Raw genomic sequence first — 19,403 nt, 5'->3', positions numbered from 1 at the left:
TCGCCGCGGGGTCTGCGCCAGCCTGCCCCCGCGCGCCCGCTACTGCAAGCCGTGCCGCACCAGCATCGCCGCCGGATCCGGATCGCGGCCCATGAACGCGCGGAAGCTGTCGATCGCCGGGCGGCTCGCCCCGCGCGACAGGATCTCTGCACGCAGCCGATCGCCCGTCTTGCGGTCGACCAGCCCCGCCGCCACGAACGCGCCAAACGCGTCGGCGGCGAGCAGTTCGGCCCAGAGATAGCTGTAATAGCCCGCCGCATAACCGCCCGCAAAGATATGGCTGAAGCCATGCGCGAAACGGTGCCACTCGGGCGGCCGCGTCACCGCCACCTCGTTGCGCACCGCATCGTGCACCGCGATCGGATCGTCGCCGAGCGTGCCCAGATGCAGCAGCAGGTCAAACATCGCGAATTCCACCTGGCGCAGCAGCCCCAGCCCCGCCTGGAAGCGCCGCGCGCCGAGCATCCGTTCGAACAGATCGGCCGGCAGCGGCTCGCCCGTCCGATAATGGCCCGACATCCCCGTCAGCACCTTCGGATCCCAGGCAAAGTCTTCCATCAACTGGCTCGGCAGCTCGACCGCATCCCATTCGAAGCCGGTGATACCGCCGATGATCGGCCGCTCGATCAGGCCGAACAGATGGTGGAGGCAGTGGCCGGTCTCGTGCAGCAGCGTGCCGACGTCGTTGTGGCTCAGCAGCGAGGGCGTCGTCTCGCCCGCCGGCGCGAAGTTGCAGGTGAGATAGGCGACCGGCACGCCCGATCGCTCGCCGTCCGCGATGCGCGATCGCGCCTGCGCCATCCATGCGCCGCCCCGCTTGCCGGTGCGTGCGTGGAGATCGACGTACAGCCCGGCGAATACGCTGCCATCCGCATCGCGCAGATCGTAGAAATGCGCATCGGCATGCCACAATGCCACGTCGGTGCGCTCCACCAGCGTGATCCCGAACAGGTCGGTCAGCAGCGTCTTCCACCCTGCGACGACGCGCTCGACCGGGAAATAGGCGCGCACCGCCTGCTCGTCGATCGCGTAGCGCGCCTGGCGCAGGCGATTGGAGGCGAAGCCCATGTCCCAGGGCTGGAGATCGGCGATGCCCAGATGCTCGGCGGCATAAGCGCGCACTTCGGCCAGCTCGGCCTCGGCAAACGGCCGCGCGCGCCGTGCGAGGTCGCGCAGGAAGGCGAGGATCTCGTCGGCATCCTCGGCCATCTTGGTCGATAGCGACAGGGCGACGGGATCGGCATAGCCGAGCAGCGCGGCGCTCTCGCGGCGCAGCTCGAGGATGCGCGCGATCCGCGGGCCGTTGTCGTATGCGCCGGCGTTCGGCCCCTGATCGGACGCGCGCGTGCCATAGGCACGGTAGACGCGCGCGCACAGATCGCGGTTTTCGCAGAAGCTGAGGATCGCGCTGACGCTCGGCTGCTGGAGCGTCACGAGCCAGCCCTCCAGCCCCTTGGCCCGCGCCGCCGCGGCGAACATGTCCTTGTCCGCATCCGACAGGCCGGCGAGCAGCGCGGGGTCGGTGACGTGCTCGCTCCACGCCTCGGTCGCGTCCAGCACGGCGCTCGAAAAGGCGTTGGCCAATGCCGACAGCTCGACCTGCACCGCGCCGAAGCGTTCGCGCGCCGCCGCGTCCAAACCGACGCCCAACTGTTCGAAACCGCGGATCGCGCGGATCACCGCGGCCTGGTCCACCCCCGACAGATCGGCGAAGCCCGACGAATCACGCAGCGCGGTCAGCACTTCGAACAGCTCGCGATTCTGCCCCATCCGCATGCTGGTCTCGACGAGCCGCTGCTGCCCCTCGGCATGCGCGGCGCGCAGCGCGGGCGTGTCCGCCACGCCGTGCAGGTGCGACACGGTGGACCATAGCGCGTCGAGATCGGTGTCGATCCGCTCCAGCGGCAGCCAGGCGGCGGCGAAATCCGTAGGCCGCGCGGCGACCAGGCCGTCGACCGCGGCGTCCTGCCGCGCGATCAGTGCGTCGAGCGCGGGAGCGATCAGCTCCGGCGCGAATTCGGTGAAACGGGGCAGGGAAACGGTGTCGAGCAGCGGATTCATGCGGGTTCCTCGTGGATCGCCACTATCTGGCCGCCGGCACCACGTCCCACAAGGGGTCGCTCACTGGGGGCCGCTCACCGGGGTTCGGCTGCCGGCCGGACGAAGCGCCGGTCGCGCCGCAGCCACGCGACCGCGATGGTGCCCTCGCGCGGGGTGGCGAACACCGGCCGGTAATCGCGGGCGAGCGCGGCGGCGACGATGGCGTGCGTATCGGGGTTCCACGGCGCGAGCGGCACGGCGAGCGTCACGACGACGGGCGGGCGCTTGGCCATGATCCGGCGCACCTCGGCCGCCTCGTCCACCCCGCTCGCGCCCTGTTCGGGGGCATAGGCGAGCATCGAGGGAAAGGCATAGGCGGTGGGCGTGCACGCATGGGCGAGCAGATAGGTGACCGAATCGCCAGCGAAGACATAGGGGCAGCCGCCGGCGTCGTTCGCCGCCACCACGCGGCCCAGCGCCCGCGCGCCCGCGGCGTCGTTCGGCCGCAGCACCGCCTTGGCCACCAGCACCGCCATGCCGGCGGCGATCACCGCCGCCATCACGCGCGGCCGGCGGGCGAAGGCGGGCGCCGCCAGGATCGCGAGCGGCGCCACCAGGGGCAGCGCGTAATGATCGAAGAACGCGCCGATCATGACGTAACCCACCAGCCCCGCCGCGAGCCAGCCGAGCGCGATCCGCATTTCGGGCGTGCGCACGCGCTGCGTGGTGACCGCAGCGCACAGCACCAGCGGCGCGAGCTGCGCCCAGGTGCCCGACAGCCGCCCGACGATCTTGGCGGCGGGATAACCGCGGCGAAGCTGCACCGATCCGAAATTGGAAAACCAGAACAGGTCGAACACCGCCCGGCTGCGCATCGCGAAATCGGCGACGACCAGCGCGGTGGGCAACACGCCGAGCGCGATCCACAGCAACGCCGCGGGGACGATTCCCCACCGTGCCCCGGCCCGGCGGAGATACCGGAGATGGACGATCCCGAAGAACGCGCCCTCGACGAACGGCGTGTATTTGGTCTGGATCGCCAGGCCCGCCAGCAGGCACGCCGCCGCGCCGTTCGCGACGATCGCGCGCCGGGTGGCGAGCCCCGGCAGCCGCAGCGTCAGCAGCGCGGCCCCAGTCATGAACAGATTGTAGAACACCGGCGACTGCCCGCCCCGCCCGCTCAGCAGCGGCAGCCAGACGAGATAGGCGAGCCCCGCCCCCAAAGCCGCCAGCCGGCCCGCGCCCAACATCCGCGCGCCCTTCGCCACCAGCATCGCGGTGGCGGCGGCGAAGAGCGTGGCGACGATCTGATAGGCGAGGATCCCGTCGCCCGGCAGCAGCCGCATCGCCGCATAGATCAGGAACAGACCGACGGGCTTGCGGTCCCACAGATCGACATAGGGCACCGCGCCGTGCAGCATCCGGTCGCCCACCAGCAAATAATATTGCTCGTCGACATGGATCACGGGATTGCCGAATTCCCAGCCCCTGAGCGCGAAGGCCGCGAGCAGCAGCAGCAGCGTGGCCGCGTCCGCGCGGCCCCGGTTCGATCGGACGTCCAGGGGCCCACTCCTCGCACCGCCGCGGCACCCCGCCGCATCGGCCGTGCAGTTGCCACAGATTGGGTATAAGAACCAACGGGATCTCGCTGCGGATCGGGGCGCGCGGCGTCGTCGTGATGGCGGGAGCCGAACGTGCAGGAAGCGCCCAACGTGCAGGAAGCCGTGCCATGAACCGTCCGATTCGAACCTTGCGCGGCTGGTCGATCCGCACCGCGGCGTTCGCGCACGCGATCGGCGGCGAGGGCACGCTGGTCGCGCGCTTCGGCGCACCGGCGATCGCGCTCGCGGTGCTGGCGGCGGCGGTGTTCGAGCTGCACGCGATGGACTGGCCGATGGTGCTGGCGATGGTGCCGACGCGGCCGCTGTTCTGGCTGGTGTTCGCGGTCGCCTATCTCGTGCCACCGGCGTGCGATTGGCTGATCTATCGCCGGATCTGGGCGATGCCGGCGCGCGGCCTGCTCGCTACGGTGCGCAAGATGGTCGGCAACGAATTGCTGTTCGGCTATGTCGGCGAGGCTTATCTCTATGCCTGGGCGCGGCGCGAGGGCCGGGTAAGCGCGCAGGCGTTCGGCGCGGTGAAGGACGTGTCGATCCTGTCCGCCGCGGTCGGCAACGGCGCCACCGCGCTGGTCGCGATCGCCGCGATCCCGGTCGTGCGCGCACTTCACCTCCATCTGCCCGTCTGGGCGGTGCTCGTGTCGGGCGTGATCGTGCTCGCCCCGCCCGCCGCCGCGCTGTTCCTGCGCAAGGCGCTGTTCGGCCTGGCGCCGGCGCTGCTCGCCGAGATCACCGTGATCCATGCGGTGCGCGCCACCGCGACGATCGGGCTGACCGCCTTGCTCTGGCACCTCGCGCTGCCGCAGATCGCGGTCGGCTGGTGGCTGGTGTTCTCGGCGATGAAGCTGCTGATCTACCGGCTGCCGCTCATCTCGAACAAGGAGCTGGTGTTCGCCGGCATCACCGCCGCGCTGCTCGGCCGCACCACCGACGTCGCCGCGCTGATGACGATGATGGCCTCGATCCAGGTGGCGACGCATGTGCTGGCCGGTTTGGGCCTCGCCGCCGGGGATCTGGGCGGCGAGATCGCCCGCCGCGTGCGCCGCGCGCGGGCCCCGCACCGGCCGTTCACGCCCGCGCTCTAGGTCCTGCCCGGCCATTGCCGTGATGGGGTTCGCGCCGTAGGGCGTCGCGCCATGAACGATCCCGCCACGATCCGCCGCCTCTATGGCCGCCGCCAGGGCCACAAGCTGCGCGCCGGGCAGGCCGCCCTGGTCGAGGATACGCTCGCCGGCCTCAGCGTGCCCGAAGACGGGCCGATCGACGCGCCGCTGCTGTTTGGCGATGCGCGCCCGCTGCAGCTCGAGATCGGCTTTGGCGCGGGCGAGCATCTGGCCGCGCAGGCGGAGGCCAACCCCGATACCGGCTTCATCGGCTGCGAACCGTTCCTGAACGGCGTGGTCGGCGCGCTCGCCCACGTCCGTGAGCGCGCCCTGACGAATGTGCGCCTGCACATGGGCGACGCGCTCACCGTGATCGAGCGGCTGCCCGATGCCAGCCTGTCGCGCGTTTACCTCCTCCACCCCGATCCGTGGCGCAAGGCGCGCCATGCCAAGCGGCGGATGGTCAATCACGGCCCGCTCGACCTGATCGCGGCGAAGCTCGCGCCGGGCGCCGAATTTCGGCTCGGCACCGACGATCCCACCTATTGCCGCTGGGCGATGATGGTGATGAATACACGCACCGATTTCGTCTGGCAGGCCCGCGGCCCCGCCGATTTCCTGACGCGCCCTGCCGACTGGCCCGAGACGCGCTACGAACGCAAGGCGCGCCGCCAAGGGCACGAGGTCTGGTATTTCCGGTACGTCCGGCGATGATACGCCACGTTCCGCATCCGTTCACGCCTCACTAAGAGGACACCGCTTCCCCTCTTTCCCTTGCTGTTCCCGCAGCTTCCCGCTACGGTGATTGCCAGCGAGGTTCCGATATGGCTACAGGCAAGGCCAACAAGCGGACGGTCGATGCGCTCAAGCCTAGCGCTGGCGTTGCCTTCCTGTGGGACGACGACCTGAAAAGGTTTGGGGCCAAGATCACGCCAGCCGGGGTCGTCGCCTATATCTATCAATATCGGATGGGCGGTCGCGAGGCGAAAATGCGCCGCTACACGATAGGCGCCCACGGCTCCCCATGGACGCGACCACTGCCCGAACTGAAGCCGAGCGCCTTGCAGTTCTGGTTGCGCAAGGGAGCGACCCGGCGGAGGCCGACAAGAAGCGTCGGCAGGATGCCGTAAACCTCGCCTTTAACGCTTACGCCAACTCCTTCTATGACGGCTGTAAGGGCGATGGCTGGCGCAGACTGGTCGAACGATCGCTGCGGCTACATGCCACGCCCGTGCTTGGCAGCAAGGCGCTTCCAACAATCACGCGGGCCGATGTTGTCCCGGTGTTCGATGCCTGGCCGGTCGCTCAGCAGGCGTGACGGCGTAACGTGTTCGCGATCCTGCGCCGCCTGTTCAAGTGGGCGATCTGGCGCGGGGATCTGATGCGATCCCCGATGGAAGGTATGGAAACGCCTCCACCGGTAAAGGCGCGTGATCGCGTGTTAGCTGACGACGAGCTGCGCCGGGTCTGGCTGGCGGCGTCAAAATCGCATCGCTGTTTTGGGCCAATAGTCCGCCTACTGATCGCCACGGGGGAGCGCCCGGAGGAAGTCACGCACTTGGCGTGGGCGGAACTGGATAGGGCGGCAGCGGTCTGGCGCTTGCCGGGCGAGCGTACAAAGAATGGGGAGCCCACGATAGTCCCGCTTCATGCCCTCGCAATCGCCGAATGGACAAGCTGGCAAGGCGCACCGCACGGCATCCAGCCTGCGGGTTAAAAAGGGGATCTTGGCCGCCTGATCGGCCGCACGAAAGGCGGCATGAACACCAAACTTCACGCCGTCAGCGATGCGAATGGCCGCCCTTTGAGCTTCTTCATGACCGCAGGCCAGGTAAGCGATTATACCGGCGCGGCAGCCCTGCTCGACGAGCTGCCCAAGGCACAGTGGCTGCTCGGCGACCGCGGATATGACGCCGGCAGGTTCAGGGACGCTCTCCAGGCCAAGGGCATCCAGCCCTGCATCCCTGGTCGTAAATCTCGGATTGCGCCCATCACGTATGACAAGCGCCGGTACCGCCGGCGCAGCCGCATCGAGATCATGTTCGGGCGTCTGAAGACTGGCGCCGGGTTGCTGCCCGCTACGACCGCTGCCCGACCGTGTTCCTCTCCGCCATCGCTCTCGCTGCCACCGTCATCTTCTGGCTATGACCAATGAGTCCTGAGCCTGCGTAAAACAACACGGTAACAATTTGCTGCAATGCTCGCACCTTGCTCACACGGCGCAACTTCCGCAAGACTGAAGTATCAGGCGATGCAGAGTTTTCCGTACAAAACAGAATGAGATAAGGTGGTGCCCCACAGAGGACAAAGCTGGGAACTCAGATCATTGGGAAATTGCGATCAGTCGCCGCTGACCTCGCCCTCATCGTCCGGCAGTTCCTCTCGGACGCGCCGGTTGCGAACGTCCTTCAGCACGTCCTCCATCTCGAACAGCAACGCACGACCCTCGTCCGTCTTCCCGTTGGTGTCGTCCTGGTCGGCCGCGAATAGCGCCTTGGCCAGCACGGCTAGGTCCATCAGCGACGCATAGCGCTCCTCACCCAGCTTCTTGCGGACGACCTCGAATCCGCCGGTCAGCGTGTGGAACTCGCTGTCGATGTTACGATTAGGAAAGTCGCCGAGGGGGTCCACGAACGTCGGAGCGTACAGAATCATTGATCCCAGCAGATCGTTGATCTCGCTCAGCGTTGCCGGGATGTAAGGCTTAGGATTGAAGTAGGGGTTCGGTCTGCTCATCGTTTCGTCTCCGGACGAGGAATAGCGTAGGTGTGGTCGGCTCCGAGCTGGCGCGGGCGGATGATGACCACGCGGATCGGACGGAAATCGGAGTCGAAGAATCCTCGAACCTGCGGTGTGCTCAGCGTCTTGCGGGTCAGGGTCACGTCGAACGCCACATCATCGACCCGCGCATCGGGACGGCGATAGGTGAGATCGCCGCCCGAACTGTTGTTCTCCCTCCGATTGACCCGCACCGGCTCAGCACCAGCCGAGTCGATGCCAGATTAATTATAACGCTCACGGAGACTGCGGCGAACCTGCCGATCAACAAAGTTTCCCAGCGCTTCCTGATCGGACAGCTTCGGCGTAAGCCGGCCCGCCTTGAGCAACGCAACTCCTTGATCATATGCCGTATCGGCGTTCCGCTGAACAAATCGCAGCGTCTCCACCTGAAGCGACCCATAATCGCCCCTCACGCGCGCAGTGACTGCAGCGCGCTGAAAACGCAGATCGTTCACCTTCGCTGTCAGGCCCTGTATCGTTTCGATCCGATTGCCGAGCGCGTCGGTCGGCACGATCTCGTCGTAATGCCAGGCAGGATCGATCGCCTTGATCTGAGCGGAAAGCTGCCGCGTTTGGTTTTGCAGCACCTCCGCGGTCATTGCGTCTGCGGGGCCGGTGAGATCGAAAAGGTTGTCAGCCACTGCGACCACCGCGCCGCCGGGCGAGTTGCGAAGTCCTGGGAACGACTGTTCCAGGGTCATGGGGTCCTCGAAGGCTCGAGTGTTCCCACCCCGCCCAACGACCGGTCTCTGCGGAGGCGCAGCAAGTTGCGCTTCGATATGCTGTCCGATTGCCGGCGTGTTTGGATAGGTAGATGCCCGACGGACTCCGGTCTGCCCGCCAGTTGTCATCGCGGAGTCCAGCGCGTCCGAGTTCCGGGGGCGGACATTCGCATATCGTGCCGAAATCCCGCCAGTGCCCGCCGCTCCGCCGGGGGCAAAGGTAAATTGCCCGTTGCGGGGATCGTGGTAGGGATTGAACTTGAGCTCGGTTCCGTCAGCCAGCCGAACTGTGGGAAGGCGCCCCGCCCTCAGCCAGCGCCCGAAAGCGCGCCGTTGTTCCTCCACGTCAATGTCCATGATGCCGCCCCGCTCCGTTGAGGCCGGAACATAAGAGCAACATTCTCCAACAAGTCAAGCCCAAACCGGCGCGCGCGCGTTCTCGAGCCGCCATCAGGTGCCCAGCTACGTCCTCTACGGTCTTAAATTCTAGAGTGTGGTGCCGCTTACAGGACTCGAACCTGTGACCCCCGCATTACGAATGCGATGCTCTACCAGCTGAGCTAAAGCGGCACGAGCGGCCATTGGCCGTCGAGGTCGGGCGGATAACAGGGGGCCAAGGGGTTGGCAAGGGGCGAAGCGCGCATGGGCGCGGGCGGCGGGTTTACGCGGCGTTTACCACAGGCGGTGCAGAGCCGGAGGGAACGGCGGGAAAATCCCGCCCTCGCGGGGTTTACGGCATGGACAGCGGGCATGGTTTCGGACGGGACCGGATCGACGACGACGACGGCGTGCCGCCGGCGATCGACGCCGGCGCCGATGCGCCGCGCGACGATGCCGGCGTCGACGATGCGATGTTCGATCTGGGCGGCGACGAGCGGCGGATGCACGTCCGCGCCTATAACCATTGGGTGTCGCTGCTGAAAAACCGCGCCTATCCCTCGATCGAGGATCTCGATCCCGGCAACATCGCGGATTTCGGCCCCAACAGCGTTCTGCTCGATTTCTCGCAAGGCATCGAGGATCCCAGGATCGCCTTTATCGGCCGCAGCCTGCGCGAGGAATGCGGCCTCGAATCGTCGATCGCGCGCATCGCCGACGTGCCGAGCCGATCGCTGCTGTCGCGCCTGACCGATCATTATCTCCAGATCATCGCCAATCGCGCGCCGATCGGCTTCGAGGCGGAGTTCATCGGCCAGCGGGGCAGCACGACGATGTATCGCGGCATCCTGATGCCCTTTTCCTCCGACGGGGGGTCGATCGACTTTATCTACGGCGTCATCAACTGGAAGGAGGTCGTCGATTCGGCGACCCAGGCCTCGCTCGATGCCGAGCTCGACGCCGCCGTCCGCGCCGCCGAGACGATGCCGGCCGCGCCGGTATGGGCCGACGGCCCGAGCGGCGGGTTCGAACCGCACGAGGCCGAACCGGCATCGTCTGGCTCGCTCGGCGACCGGCTCGCCATGGCGCGCGAGACCGCGGCCGCGGTGCGCGCGGCCGACACGCGCAGCCGCGCCGCGCTCTACCGCGCGCTGGGCCGGGCGCATGATTTCGCGCTGGCGACGGCCGCCGATCCCACGGGCTATGCCGCGATCCTCGCCGATGCCGCGATCACGGTGCAGGCGCGCGCGCCGATGACCGGGATCGTCAAGCTCGTCTTCGGCGCGGGGTATGACAAGACGCGCGTGACCGAATTCGCAAGCGTGCTCCAGCATGCCAGCCGCCATGCGGTGGGCGCCGGGTCGCTCGGCGCGTTTCTCGAAGGCTTTGCCGGCGGGATCAAGGCGGTGGTCGCCGCCGAGCGCCAAGCGCGCAAGCCCGCCGCCAAGCCGAGCGCCGCCCCCCCTGCCGCGCCCTTCGCCGATCGTGCGACGCTGGCGCAGGTGGCGATCGACACCGGCGCCGCACCCGGCAGCATGGTCGTGCTGCTCGCACGGGTGAGCGACAGTGGCGGCCTGGAGATCGTCGGCACGGTGACAGACAACGCGCCGCTGGCCGAACGGACTTTGCGCGCGATCGGTTGATCGTTGCGCTGCGGCGCAACATCGTTTCACGGTCCGGTGAGGGTTGAGGTCGCGCGGGCGCGGGTTCATAGCCCTCGTCATGGCTATTCCATCGCACGACTCCGCCTCCGCAACGCTGGCCGGCGCGCTCGCCGATCGGTTGACCCAGGGCGCCCTGCCCGGCGAACTCCAGGGCTTCGGGCCGGCCGAAGTGGAGGCCGCGGCAGCCTTCGTCGCGGCGACCGGCGCCGTCCGCGCGCGCGCCACGCCCGCGATCGCGCTGGAAGCCATGCCCACCGACGACGTGCGCCGCCGCATGCGGCTCGCGATCGTCAACGACGACATGCCGTTCCTGGTCGATTCGATCGCGGCGGCGATCGGCGAACAGGGCATCGCGATCGATCGCATCATCCATCCCGTGATCCGAGTCGCGCGCGACGCCGCGGGCGCGGTCGTCGGCATCGACGACGGCGCGGCCGGCCAGGAGATGGCCGCCGAATCGATGATCTATATCGAGATGGAGCGCGCCGACGCCCGCGAGCGGCGCGATCTGGGCAGCGACCTGGCGGCGGTGCTGGCCGATGTCCGCGCCGCGGTCGGCGACTGGCGCGCGTTGCAGGCGTCCATGGCGGCGGACGCGGAGGCATTGCCCGATGGCGAGGGCCGCGCGCTGCTGCAATGGTTCCTGAACGGCCGTTTCACGCTGCTGGGCCATGAGCGCTGGGATGCCGCGACGGGCATGCACGACACGCTGGGGCTGGCACGCAACCCGCACCGCGTCGCGCTGCTGGCGGACGCCTCGCGCGCGCTGGCGCTGCGCTGGTTCGAGGAGGGCGGCGACGTGCCGCTGCTGCTGAAATCGAGCCTGATCTCGACCGTGCACCGCGCGATTCCGCTCGATCTGGCCGTCGTGCCGGTCCGCCGCGGCGATCGCGTGGCCGGATTGTCGATTCATGCCGGGCTGTGGACCAGCGCCGCGCTGGCCGCGCCGCCGCGCGACGTGCCGGTGCTGCGCGCACGGCTCGCCATGCTGGAGGACAAGTTCGGCTTCGATCCGCGCGGCCATACCGGCAAGGCGCTGACTCACGCGCTGACCGCGCTGCCGCACGACCTGATCGCCGCGTTCGTGCCCGCCGATCTGGAGGAGATCGCGCTCACCGCGATGTCGCTGGCGGACCGGCCGCGGCCCGCGCTCGTGCTGATCCGCTCGGCGCTGGGGCGACATCTGTTCGCCTTCGTCTGGCTGCCGCGCGACGACGTGACGACCGGCCGGCGCGTGGCGATCGGCGAGATGCTGGCCGAGGCCGCCAATGGCGCGATCCTCAACTGGTCGATCGCGCTGGAGGACGGCGGCGTCGCGCTGCTGCGCTACACGGTCGATCTGCGCGGCGAGGGCCGGATGCCCGACGCGCACGCGCTCGACGCGCAACTGGAGCGGATGGTGCGCGGCTGGGTGCCCAATGCCGAGGCGGCGCTGGCCGAGCAGGTCGCGCCCGCCCGCGCCGCGCGCCTGGCGCTCCGCTGGGCCGCGGCCTTCCCGCAAAGCTATCGGAGCGAGAACGACAGCGCGCAGGCCGCCGCCGACATCCTGCGCATCGCCGCGCTCGACGGGCCGGGCGATCGCTCGGTCCGCATCGCCGACCGGGGCACGGGCGACCAGCGGCTGCGCATCTATCGCCTGGGCGGCGCGCTCGCGCTGTCCGACGCGGTGCCGGTGCTCGAGAATTTCGGCTTTCGCGTGATCGGCGAGCTGCCGACCGCGCTCGACGACGAATCGGGCGCACATGTCCATGATTTCGCGGTCGAGACGGACGGGGGCGCCTTTGCCTGCGATCCCGCGATCCTCGAAGGCGCGATCGCCGCCGTGCTGCGCGGATCGGCGGAGAATGACGGTTTCAACGGCCTGATCGTCACCGCCGGCATGGCACCGGCCGCGGTGATCCTGCTGCGTGCGTGGTTCCGTTATCTGCGTCAGGCCGGGCTGACGTACGGCATGGCGACCGTGGTGGAGGCGCTGCGCCGTTCGCCCGATCTGGCAGCGGCGCTCGTCGCACGCTTCGCCGCGGCGCACGATCCCGCCGCGCCCGGCGACCTGTCCGCCGCCGACGCCGCAATCGAGCGCGCGCTCGACGCCGTTTCCGCGATCGACGACGACCGGATCCTGCGCGCCTATCGCAACCTGATCGCCGCCTGCCTGCGCACCAACGCCTTCGTGCCGGCGGCGACCGAAGCGCTGGCGTTCAAGTTCGACAGCCACCTGATCCCCGGGCTGCCGGCGCCGGTGCCGTGGCGCGAGATCTGGGTCTACAGTCCGCGCGTCGAGGGCATCCACCTGCGCGCCGGCCCGGTCGCGCGCGGCGGGCTCCGCTGGTCCGACCGGCGCGACGATTTCCGCACCGAGATCCTGGGGCTGATGAAGGCGCAGCGCGTGAAGAACGCCGTGATCGTGCCCACCGGCGCCAAGGGCGGCTTCTATCCCAAGCAGCTGCCCACCGCCGCCAACCGCGATGCGTGGCTGGCCGAGGGCACCGAAAGCTACCGGATCTTCATCCGCGCGCTGCTGTCGATCACCGACAATATCGTCGAGGGCGCGGTGGTCCATCCGGCGGGCGTCACCATCCTCGACGGCGACGATCCCTATTTCGTCGTCGCCGCCGACAAGGGCACCGCGACCTTCAGCGACGTCGCCAATGCGCTCGCGCTCGAACGCAATTTCTGGCTGGGCGACGCCTTCGCCAGCGGCGGCTCGGTGGGGTACGACCACAAGGCGATGGGCATCACCGCCAAGGGCGCGTGGATCAGCGTGCAGCGTCATTTCGCCGAACGCGGCGTTGACGTGCAGACGCAGCCCATCACCGTGGTCGGCTGCGGCGACATGTCGGGCGACGTCTTCGGCAACGGCATGCTCCTGTCGCAGAGCCTGAAGCTGGTGGCGGCGTTCGACCACCGCCACATCTTCCTCGACCCCACGCCCGATCCCGCGGCCAGCTGGGCGGAGCGCGCGCGGATGTTCGCGCTGCCTCGCTCGTCCTGGGCGGATTACGACGCCGCGCTGATCTCGGCCGGCGGCGGCGTGTTCGCGCGCACCGCCAAGAGCGTGCCGCTGTCGCCCGCGGTGCAGGCCGTCCTCGGCGTGAGCGCGGACGAGATGGAGCCGGGCGCGCTGATCGCCGCAATCCTGAAGGCGCCGGCCGATCTGCTGTGGTTCGGCGGCATCGGCACCTATGTGAAGGCGGCGGCGGAGAACAACGCCGCGGTCGGTGATCCCGCCAACGATCGGCTGCGCGTCGACGCCGAGGATCTGCGCGTCGTGGCGATTGGCGAGGGCGCCAATCTGGGCACGACCCAGGCTGCACGCATCGCCTTTTCGCTGCGCAGCGGCCGGATCAACACCGACTTCATCGACAATTCGGCGGGCGTCGATTGTTCGGACAACGAGGTGAACATCAAGATCGCGCTCAACCGCGAGATGATCGAGGGGCGTCTCGGCTTCGAGGATCGCAACGCGTTCCTGGCGAGCATGACCGACGATGTCGCGGCGCTGGTGCTGGAGGACAATCGCCTGCAGACGCTCGCGCTGTCGATCGCGGAGGCGGACGGCGCCGCCGCGATTCCGGGCTATGTCCGCGTGATCGAGATCTTCGAGGCCGCGGGCCGGCTCGATCGCGCGGTCGAGGGGCTTGCCGGAAACGAGGCGCTGCTGCGCCGCGGGCAGGAAGGCCGGGGGCTGACGCGTCCCGAACTCGCCGTGCTGCTCGCCACCGCCAAACTCGCGCTCCAGGATGCGATCGAGCATAGCGATCTCGGCACCGACGAGGCCTTGAGGCCCGATCTCCACGCCGCCTTCCCGCCCGCGATGCAGGCGCGGTTCGCGCGCGCGATCGACGAACACCGGCTGCGCGGCCAGATCGTCGCGACCAAGCTGGCGAACCGGATCGTCAACCGGATGGGCGTGCTCTACCCCTTCGAACTCGCCGAGGAAGAAGGCGCGGCGATCGCGGACATCGCCGCGATGTTCGTGGTGGCGGAACGGCTGTTCGGGCTGGACGCGCTGTGGGCCGAGATCGAGACGACCGCGATGCCGGAAACGGCGCGGATCGCGTTGTTCGACGAGGTGGCGGTCGCGACGCGCTCGCAGATCGCCGATCTGCTGCGCGTGACCGCGCCCGGCACCAGCCCAGCCGCGACGCTCGCCCGGCTCGCCAAGGGGATCGGGCAACTCGAAACGCAGACGTCCGAGCTGTTGCTCGCCGAGGCGCTGGCGCAGGGCGACCGGATCGCCGCGCAGCTCGAGGCGATCGGCGCGCCCGCCGCGCTCACGCGCAAGGTCGTGCGGCTGTTCGAACTCGACGGCGCGGTGGGCCTCGCCGATCTGGGCGAGCGGCTGAAGCTGGACGAGGCGGTGCTGACGCGCGCCTTCACGCATCTGGGGCAGGCGCTCGGGCTCGACTGGGCGCAGGCGAACGCCGCGCGGCTGTCGCCCAGCGATCCGTGGGAGCGGCTGTTGATCGCGAGCCTGGCGCGCGATTTCCAGCAATTGCGGCTGGAGTTCCTCGCGCGCGCGGGTGGCGCCGATCCGCAGGCGAGCGTGATCGCGTGGCTCGGGGCCAATGCCCCGCGCGTCGCGCAGTTCAAGGCGGTGATCGATCGCGCGCGCCACGCGGCCGCGCCCAATCCGGCGATGCTGGCGCAGATCGCGGGGCAAGCGCGGGTGCTGCTGGGCCGATAGGATCCGGTGCCTTTAACGCCGTTCGCTCTGAGCTTGTCGAAGGGCCTGTTCGGAATGCGATGACGTGCGGGGAGAGCGTGCTTCGTCGGGCTCAGGGCGAGGACGTTGGGCAACTGGAGCGAACCAGCATGGTCGTGGGCTATGTGCTCGCCCAGCGGCGCAGCAGGTTGTGATACACGCCGGTCAGTTGCACGACCGCAGGATCGCCGGCCCCCTGTGCGCCCGCGACCTGCTGCACCGCCGAATCGAGGTCGAACAGGATGCGCCGCGCGCCCTCGTCGCGCACCATCGATTCCAGCCAGAAGAAACAGGCGGTGCGCACGCCCCGCGTGACCGGGGTGACGCGGTGGAGGCTGGAGGCGGGATAGAGCACCATATGCCCGGCGGGCAGCTTCACCATGCGATCGCCGAACCGGTCCTCGATCACCAGCGCGCCGCCGTCATAGCTGTCCGGATCGTCGAGGAAGAGCGTGGCGGACAGGTCCGCACGGATGCGGAAGTCGCTGCCGCGGCGCACGCGGATCCCGGCATCGACATGCGTATCGAACGCCTCGCCGCCTTCGTAGCGGCTGAACAGCGGCGGAAACACCTTGAGCGGCAGGGCAGCGGCGACGAACAGCGGCGAGGCGGCGAGCGCGTCGAGCACCAGCGCCCCGCCCTCGCGCACGGCGGGCGCATCCTCGGGCAATTGGCGGTTGCGCTTGGCCAGCGCCGACTGGTGGCCCGAGGTGGCGTTGCCATCATGCCAGTCGCCCGCATCGATCAGCGCGCGCAGCCGCGCGACGCCGCCCGCATCGAGCAGGTCCGGGATGGTCAGCAACATGGATCGTTCCTCAATGCGGCCAGTCCGCGGGTGCGGAATTCTGCCCTATCGCACGCCGCGAGCCAGTCCGCCGCCTTGGCGACGAACGCCGGCGTGCCCAGGGCACCGGCGCGGGCGAGCCAGGGCAGCGCCTCGTCGATCCGGCCGGCGGCCCCCAGCAGGCGCGCATGGTTGAAACAGCCGCGAAAATCGCCGCCCTCGGCCGCGCGGGCATAGCAATCGGCAGCGACGGCCATGTCGCGCGCGCACGCCCAGCCATCCTCGTAAAAGCTGCCGACGAAGTTGATCGCCTTGGCGTTGCCCAGCGCCGCCGCCTTTTCGAGCCACCGAAGCGCGACGGCCTTGTCCTCCGCCACGCCGTCGCCGAGCGCCAGCAGCGTGGCATAATTGTACATCGCCCAGTCGAGCCCGGCACCCGCCGCGATGCGGTAGCATTCCGCCGCGCGCGCCTTGTCGATCGCAGTGCCCCAGCCGAGATCATAGCAGCGCCCGACCATGTTCAGCGCCATCATGTGGTGCTGCGCCGCCGCTTTGACGAACCAGCCGAGCGCCGCCGCGGGATCGGCCAAGACCCCCACGCCGTCGAGCAGCATCTGGCCATAGACCGCCTGCGCCTCGGCCATCCCCGCCTCGGCCGCGGCGCGGACGAACGCCGCTCGCGCCTCGGGCGGACCGGCAAGGCGCGCGGCGATCTCGGCCGGCGTGAGCGCGATGAGTTCGGCTTGCGTCACGCGCGCACCGGCCTCAGCGGAACTTGACGCCCAGCGTGCCGAACACGGTCCGACCTGCGGCGAGCGTGCCGTAATGGCTGGCATAGGCCTGGCTGAAATAGGCTTTGTCGGTCAGGTTCTGCGCGTTGACGCTGATGCTGACGGCGGGCGTCACGTCGAAGCTCGCGCGCGCGTCGAAGCGCCAATAGCTCGGCACTTCGCGGATCAGGAATTTGGTGATCGGCGTGACGGTCACGACGCCCGCGGCGGTCTGCGTCGCGATGCGGTTGTCGGCATAGCCGCCGATCTGCGTGTCCATGTAGATCGCGCTGCCGCCGATCTGGAAACGCTTGCGGACCGTCACGTTGGTGGTCGCGGTGAAGCTGTCGCGCGCGGTCTGCGGCACCTGCTGGCCGTTGCTGCTCGACGGCACATACACGACCTGCGCGGCACGGGTGCCCACCGCCGGCGCGGTCAGGGCGACATTGCCCGCATCGAGGATCTTGGGATCGAGATGCGTGTAGCCGCCGAAGATCGTCCACCCCGGCAGGATCGTCCCGCTCGCGGTCAGCTCGATGCCGCGGATTCGGGTGCGGCCGAGAAAGGCGATGGTGTTCGCATCGACCTGCGTGCGCGCATTGGTGATGTCGGTCTGGAACGCCGCCGCCGCGAGCGCGAGCTTTTCATGGAAGACATTCGCCTTGGCACCGACTTCGTAGCTTTTGGTCTTCTGCACCTTCAACTGGTCGAGCAGCGCAAGGTTCTGCGCGCTGTTGGTCGTTGGCAGCGCATTGTCCTCGCGGCCTTCGCCGAGCAGGCTGTTGGGCGGCGTGGCCGCGGTGGCGTAGCTCGCATAGACGCTCGTCTCCCTCGTCGGCTTGAGCACGAGTCCCGCCTGCCAGTTGAACAGATTGTCCGTCCGTGTCAGCCGATAGGTCGTGCCGCCTGCAGCCACCGGCGGCGTGATCGCCGAGGTGAAGCGGTCGAAGCGCACGCCCAGGTTCAGGATGACCTGCGGCAGCAGCGTGATCGAATCGAAGCCGTAAACCGCCTTGGTATTGGCATCGTTCTGCGTCTCGGTCGCCGCGCCGCCGCGCACGATCGGCGACGCGACGGTCGACGTGTCGCTCGCATAGCTGACCCACGGATCGCTCGGGTTGGGATTGAACAGGCCGGCGCAGTAATAACGCGCGACCGAAGTGGCGCTGCAGCGCGGGGACAGCGTGGAGCCCGACGCCAGAAGCGGCGATCCGGCCGCGCTGACATAGCCGGCGGTCACATAGGTGCCGCGGCGATCCTTCTCCCATGAGAATTCGGCGCCGGCCGAAAAGCTGTGGACGATGCTCCCGGTATGCGCGGTGCCATAGAGATCGATCTGATCGACGATGCTGTCGGTTTGGCTGTAGCGCGGATTGGAGCGCCGCCAGACATAGCCGCCGTTCGTGAGGCTCGCGCCCGTGTTGGCCGCCGTGGTGCCATAGACGTTGCCCTGGCTGTCGTCGGGCAGGGTGAAGATATAGGCCTGCTCGGCATGGGTGTAGCGGGCCGTGTTCCGCAGCGTCACGCCGCCGAAATCATGCTCGGCGCGGACCGTCGCCTGAACGGTCTTGGCATTCCGGAAATCGCGATCGGTGAGGCCGTAAAAGGCGGTGCGCGGCACATAGCCCGTCCGCCCGGAGGCGAGCGTGACGTTGCCGAGCGCCGGCGTGGTGACGATCGTCCCCGTACCCGGCGCGTTGCCGATGGTGTAGAGATAGGGCAGCCCGCTGTCGGGCAGTTCGTGGCTTTCGAGATAATAGCCAGCGATCGTCAGGCGGGTCGGCGTGCCCAGCCCCAATATTGCCGAAGGTGCCACGCCCCAGCGGCGTTGGTAGAGGGCGTCGCGGCCTGCGACGTCCTGGTCGTGCCAAAGACCCTCGATCCGGAATGCGGCGGTGTCGGACAATTTCAGGTTGAGATCGGCGGTGACGCGCTTGTAGGCGGCGTTGCCGAAGCTGGCGCTCGCCGAACCGAAATCGGCCGGTTCCGGCATCTTGGAGAGAATGTTGATCGTTCCCCCCGCGCTGCCGCGACCGCCGAGCGTGGAATCCGATCCGCGCACGATCTGCACCGTATCCACCGCAAACACCTCGCGGCTCTGCGACGCCAGGTCGCGCACGCCGTCGACATAGATGCTGCCCTGGCTGTCGAAGCCGCGGATGAAGGGACGGTCGCCGATCGGGTTGCCGCCCTCCGCCGCGCCGAAGGTGATGCCGGGCACGGTGCGCAGCGCATCCTGGAGGCTGGCCGATCCGGTCTGCTCGATCACCTGCTTGTCGAGGACGACGATCGATCGCGGCGTGTTGACGAGCGGCGCGACCACCTTGGGCTCGCGGACGCGCTGGCCGTTGACGAGCACATCGTCCTGCACCGGGGGCTCGGCATCGTTCGCCGATGTCTTGGGCGTGTCGGCCGCGAAGGCGGGCATCGCCGCGAACGCACCGACGCATGACAGGGCGAGAAAGGCCGGCGTGGCGGACACGCGTGCGGATGTGGAACGAAGCATGAGCAAACCCCTTTGTTATGGGCTTCGCTATTGAGAGTCGTTCTCACTGTCAAGGTTATTGAGATTGGTTCTCACTTGCGTTTGAGAACAGCCATGTTCTCAGCGCGCTGGCGAGATTGGGCGGGTCCTCGGAAACGATGCGCAGCGCGTCGATTTCGGCCACCAGCGCGCTCAGCGGCAGCGACGATGCGAGCGCCGTCGATTCGAGCGCGGCCCAGAACAGCGGCTCGAGGCTGATCGAGGTGGGATGACCGGCGATCGTGATCGATCGCTTGACGGGGCCGTGAAAACCGCCCTCGGGCGGGGCGAGCGTCAGGCCGCGGCCCCGCAC

General features: G+C 68.6%; 15 protein-coding genes, 1 tRNA gene and 1 pseudogene. 7 read left to right on the top strand and 10 right to left on the bottom strand.

The features are described 5' to 3' along the window. Positions 1 to 39: 39 nt before the first annotated feature. Both L8H00_RS09795 and L8H00_RS09790 read right to left on the bottom strand, forming a co-directional pair. On the bottom strand, positions 40 to 2,061 hold the full coding sequence (locus L8H00_RS09795) for a M3 family metallopeptidase (protein ID WP_242097125.1): 2,022 nt from the start codon (positions 2,059 to 2,061) through the stop codon (positions 40 to 42). A 74-nt stretch (positions 2,062 to 2,135) separates the two neighbouring features. Further along, positions 2,136 to 3,506 carry a hypothetical protein gene (locus tag L8H00_RS09790; protein WP_242097124.1) on the bottom strand — a complete coding sequence of 457 codons (1,371 nt, stop codon included), beginning with the start codon at positions 3,504 to 3,506 and terminating at the stop codon, positions 2,136 to 2,138. A gap of 263 nt (positions 3,507 to 3,769) precedes the next feature. Between L8H00_RS09790 and L8H00_RS09785 the strand changes: the two genes are divergently transcribed. The 5 genes and pseudogenes from L8H00_RS09785 to L8H00_RS09765 form a co-directional block, all read left to right on the top strand. Beyond that, entirely contained in the window at positions 3,770 to 4,744 is a 975-nt protein-coding gene (locus tag L8H00_RS09785; RefSeq protein WP_242097123.1) for a hypothetical protein, read from the top strand. A 51-nt stretch (positions 4,745 to 4,795) separates the two neighbouring features. After that, positions 4,796 to 5,476: a tRNA (guanine(46)-N(7))-methyltransferase TrmB gene (locus tag L8H00_RS09780; RefSeq protein WP_242097122.1), complete on the top strand. Its 681-nt coding sequence runs from the start codon at positions 4,796 to 4,798 to the stop codon at positions 5,474 to 5,476. Between the two features lie 310 nt (positions 5,477 to 5,786). After that, entirely contained in the window at positions 5,787 to 6,080 is a 294-nt protein-coding gene (locus L8H00_RS09775) for a hypothetical protein (RefSeq protein ID WP_242097121.1), read from the top strand. A 9-nt stretch (positions 6,081 to 6,089) separates the two neighbouring features. Then, on the top strand, positions 6,090 to 6,479 hold the full coding sequence (locus L8H00_RS09770) for a hypothetical protein (protein ID WP_347340724.1): 390 nt from the start codon (positions 6,090 to 6,092) through the stop codon (positions 6,477 to 6,479). Then, positions 6,445 to 6,910 (top strand): annotated as a pseudogene (locus L8H00_RS09765) (IS5 family transposase); the annotation flags it as partial. The gene L8H00_RS09770 and the pseudogene L8H00_RS09765, both read left to right, overlap by 35 nt. A 192-nt stretch (positions 6,911 to 7,102) precedes the next feature. Here L8H00_RS09765 and L8H00_RS09760 read toward each other — a convergent pair. The 4 genes from L8H00_RS09760 to L8H00_RS09745 form a co-directional block, all read right to left on the bottom strand. Beyond that, the gene (locus tag L8H00_RS09760) at positions 7,103 to 7,498 is read right to left on the bottom strand and encodes a hypothetical protein (RefSeq protein WP_242097120.1); all 396 of its coding nucleotides are present in this window, start codon (positions 7,496 to 7,498) and stop codon (positions 7,103 to 7,105) included. Further along, a complete protein-coding gene (locus tag L8H00_RS09755; RefSeq protein ID WP_242097119.1) occupies positions 7,495 to 7,734 on the bottom strand; it encodes a hypothetical protein in 240 nt (79 codons plus the stop codon). The genes L8H00_RS09760 and L8H00_RS09755 overlap by 4 nt, the downstream gene beginning before the upstream one ends. Positions 7,735 to 7,764: 30 nt before the next feature. Next, entirely contained in the window at positions 7,765 to 8,244 is a 480-nt protein-coding gene (locus L8H00_RS09750) for a hypothetical protein (protein ID WP_242097118.1), read from the bottom strand. 515 nt (positions 8,245 to 8,759) lie between these two features. Next, positions 8,760 to 8,835, bottom strand: a tRNA-Thr gene (locus tag L8H00_RS09745). A gap of 167 nt (positions 8,836 to 9,002) precedes the next feature. Here L8H00_RS09745 and L8H00_RS09740 point away from each other — a divergent pair. Together L8H00_RS09740 and L8H00_RS09735 are read left to right on the top strand one after the other, a co-directional pair. Then, a complete protein-coding gene (locus L8H00_RS09740) occupies positions 9,003 to 10,286 on the top strand; it encodes a hypothetical protein (protein WP_242097117.1) in 1,284 nt (427 codons plus the stop codon). A 79-nt stretch (positions 10,287 to 10,365) separates the two neighbouring features. After that, entirely contained in the window at positions 10,366 to 14,994 is a 4,629-nt protein-coding gene (locus L8H00_RS09735; protein WP_242097116.1) for an NAD-glutamate dehydrogenase domain-containing protein, read from the top strand. Between the two features lie 139 nt (positions 14,995 to 15,133). Here L8H00_RS09735 and L8H00_RS09730 read toward each other — a convergent pair whose 3' ends face one another. From L8H00_RS09730 to L8H00_RS09715, 4 genes are read right to left on the bottom strand one after another with little or no spacing between them, the layout of a single operon-like run. Further along, positions 15,134 to 15,817, bottom strand: coding sequence for a Fe2+-dependent dioxygenase (locus tag L8H00_RS09730; RefSeq protein ID WP_242097115.1), 684 nt, complete (start codon positions 15,815 to 15,817; stop codon positions 15,134 to 15,136). Continuing rightward, positions 15,808 to 16,548 (bottom strand): tetratricopeptide repeat protein, encoded by a 741-nt coding sequence (locus L8H00_RS09725; protein WP_242097114.1) that lies wholly within the window; start codon positions 16,546 to 16,548, stop codon positions 15,808 to 15,810. The genes L8H00_RS09730 and L8H00_RS09725 overlap by 10 nt, the downstream gene beginning before the upstream one ends. Positions 16,549 to 16,561: 13 nt before the next feature. Next, on the bottom strand, positions 16,562 to 19,072 hold the full coding sequence (locus tag L8H00_RS09720) for a TonB-dependent receptor (protein ID WP_242097113.1): 2,511 nt from the start codon (positions 19,070 to 19,072) through the stop codon (positions 16,562 to 16,564). 55 nt (positions 19,073 to 19,127) lie between these two features. Beyond that, on the bottom strand, positions 19,128 to 19,403 hold the full coding sequence (locus L8H00_RS09715) for a ribbon-helix-helix domain-containing protein (RefSeq protein ID WP_242097112.1): 276 nt from the start codon (positions 19,401 to 19,403) through the stop codon (positions 19,128 to 19,130).

Origin of the sequence: Sphingomonas sp. CROZ-RG-20F-R02-07, from assembly GCF_022662335.1 — a bacterium.
GTDB lineage: Bacteria > Pseudomonadota > Alphaproteobacteria > Sphingomonadales > Sphingomonadaceae > Sphingomonas.
The sequence above is the reverse complement of the archived record's forward strand: the minus strand, read 5'-3'. Positions and strand labels throughout refer to the sequence as shown.

What these genes read in the sequence shown, in the direction of transcription:
- L8H00_RS09750 (WP_242097118.1), bottom strand. Translation starts at nt 8,244, where the DNA reads ATGACCCTGGAACAGTCGTTCCCAGGACTTCGCAACTCGCCCGGCGGC.
- L8H00_RS09740 (WP_242097117.1), top strand. Translation starts at nt 9,003, where the DNA reads ATGGACAGCGGGCATGGTTTCGGACGGGACCGGATCGACGACGACGAC.
- L8H00_RS09785 (WP_242097123.1), top strand. Translation starts at nt 3,770, where the DNA reads ATGAACCGTCCGATTCGAACCTTGCGCGGCTGGTCGATCCGCACCGCG.
- L8H00_RS09720 (WP_242097113.1), bottom strand. Translation starts at nt 19,072, where the DNA reads ATGCTTCGTTCCACATCCGCACGCGTGTCCGCCACGCCGGCCTTTCTC.
- L8H00_RS09775 (WP_242097121.1), top strand. Translation starts at nt 5,787, where the DNA reads ATGGACGCGACCACTGCCCGAACTGAAGCCGAGCGCCTTGCAGTTCTG.
- L8H00_RS09795 (WP_242097125.1), bottom strand. Translation starts at nt 2,061, where the DNA reads ATGAATCCGCTGCTCGACACCGTTTCCCTGCCCCGTTTCACCGAATTC.
- L8H00_RS09730 (WP_242097115.1), bottom strand. Translation starts at nt 15,817, where the DNA reads ATGTTGCTGACCATCCCGGACCTGCTCGATGCGGGCGGCGTCGCGCGG.
- L8H00_RS09780 (WP_242097122.1), top strand. Translation starts at nt 4,796, where the DNA reads ATGAACGATCCCGCCACGATCCGCCGCCTCTATGGCCGCCGCCAGGGC.
- L8H00_RS09760 (WP_242097120.1), bottom strand. Translation starts at nt 7,498, where the DNA reads ATGAGCAGACCGAACCCCTACTTCAATCCTAAGCCTTACATCCCGGCA.
- L8H00_RS09735 (WP_242097116.1), top strand. Translation starts at nt 10,366, where the DNA reads ATGGCTATTCCATCGCACGACTCCGCCTCCGCAACGCTGGCCGGCGCG.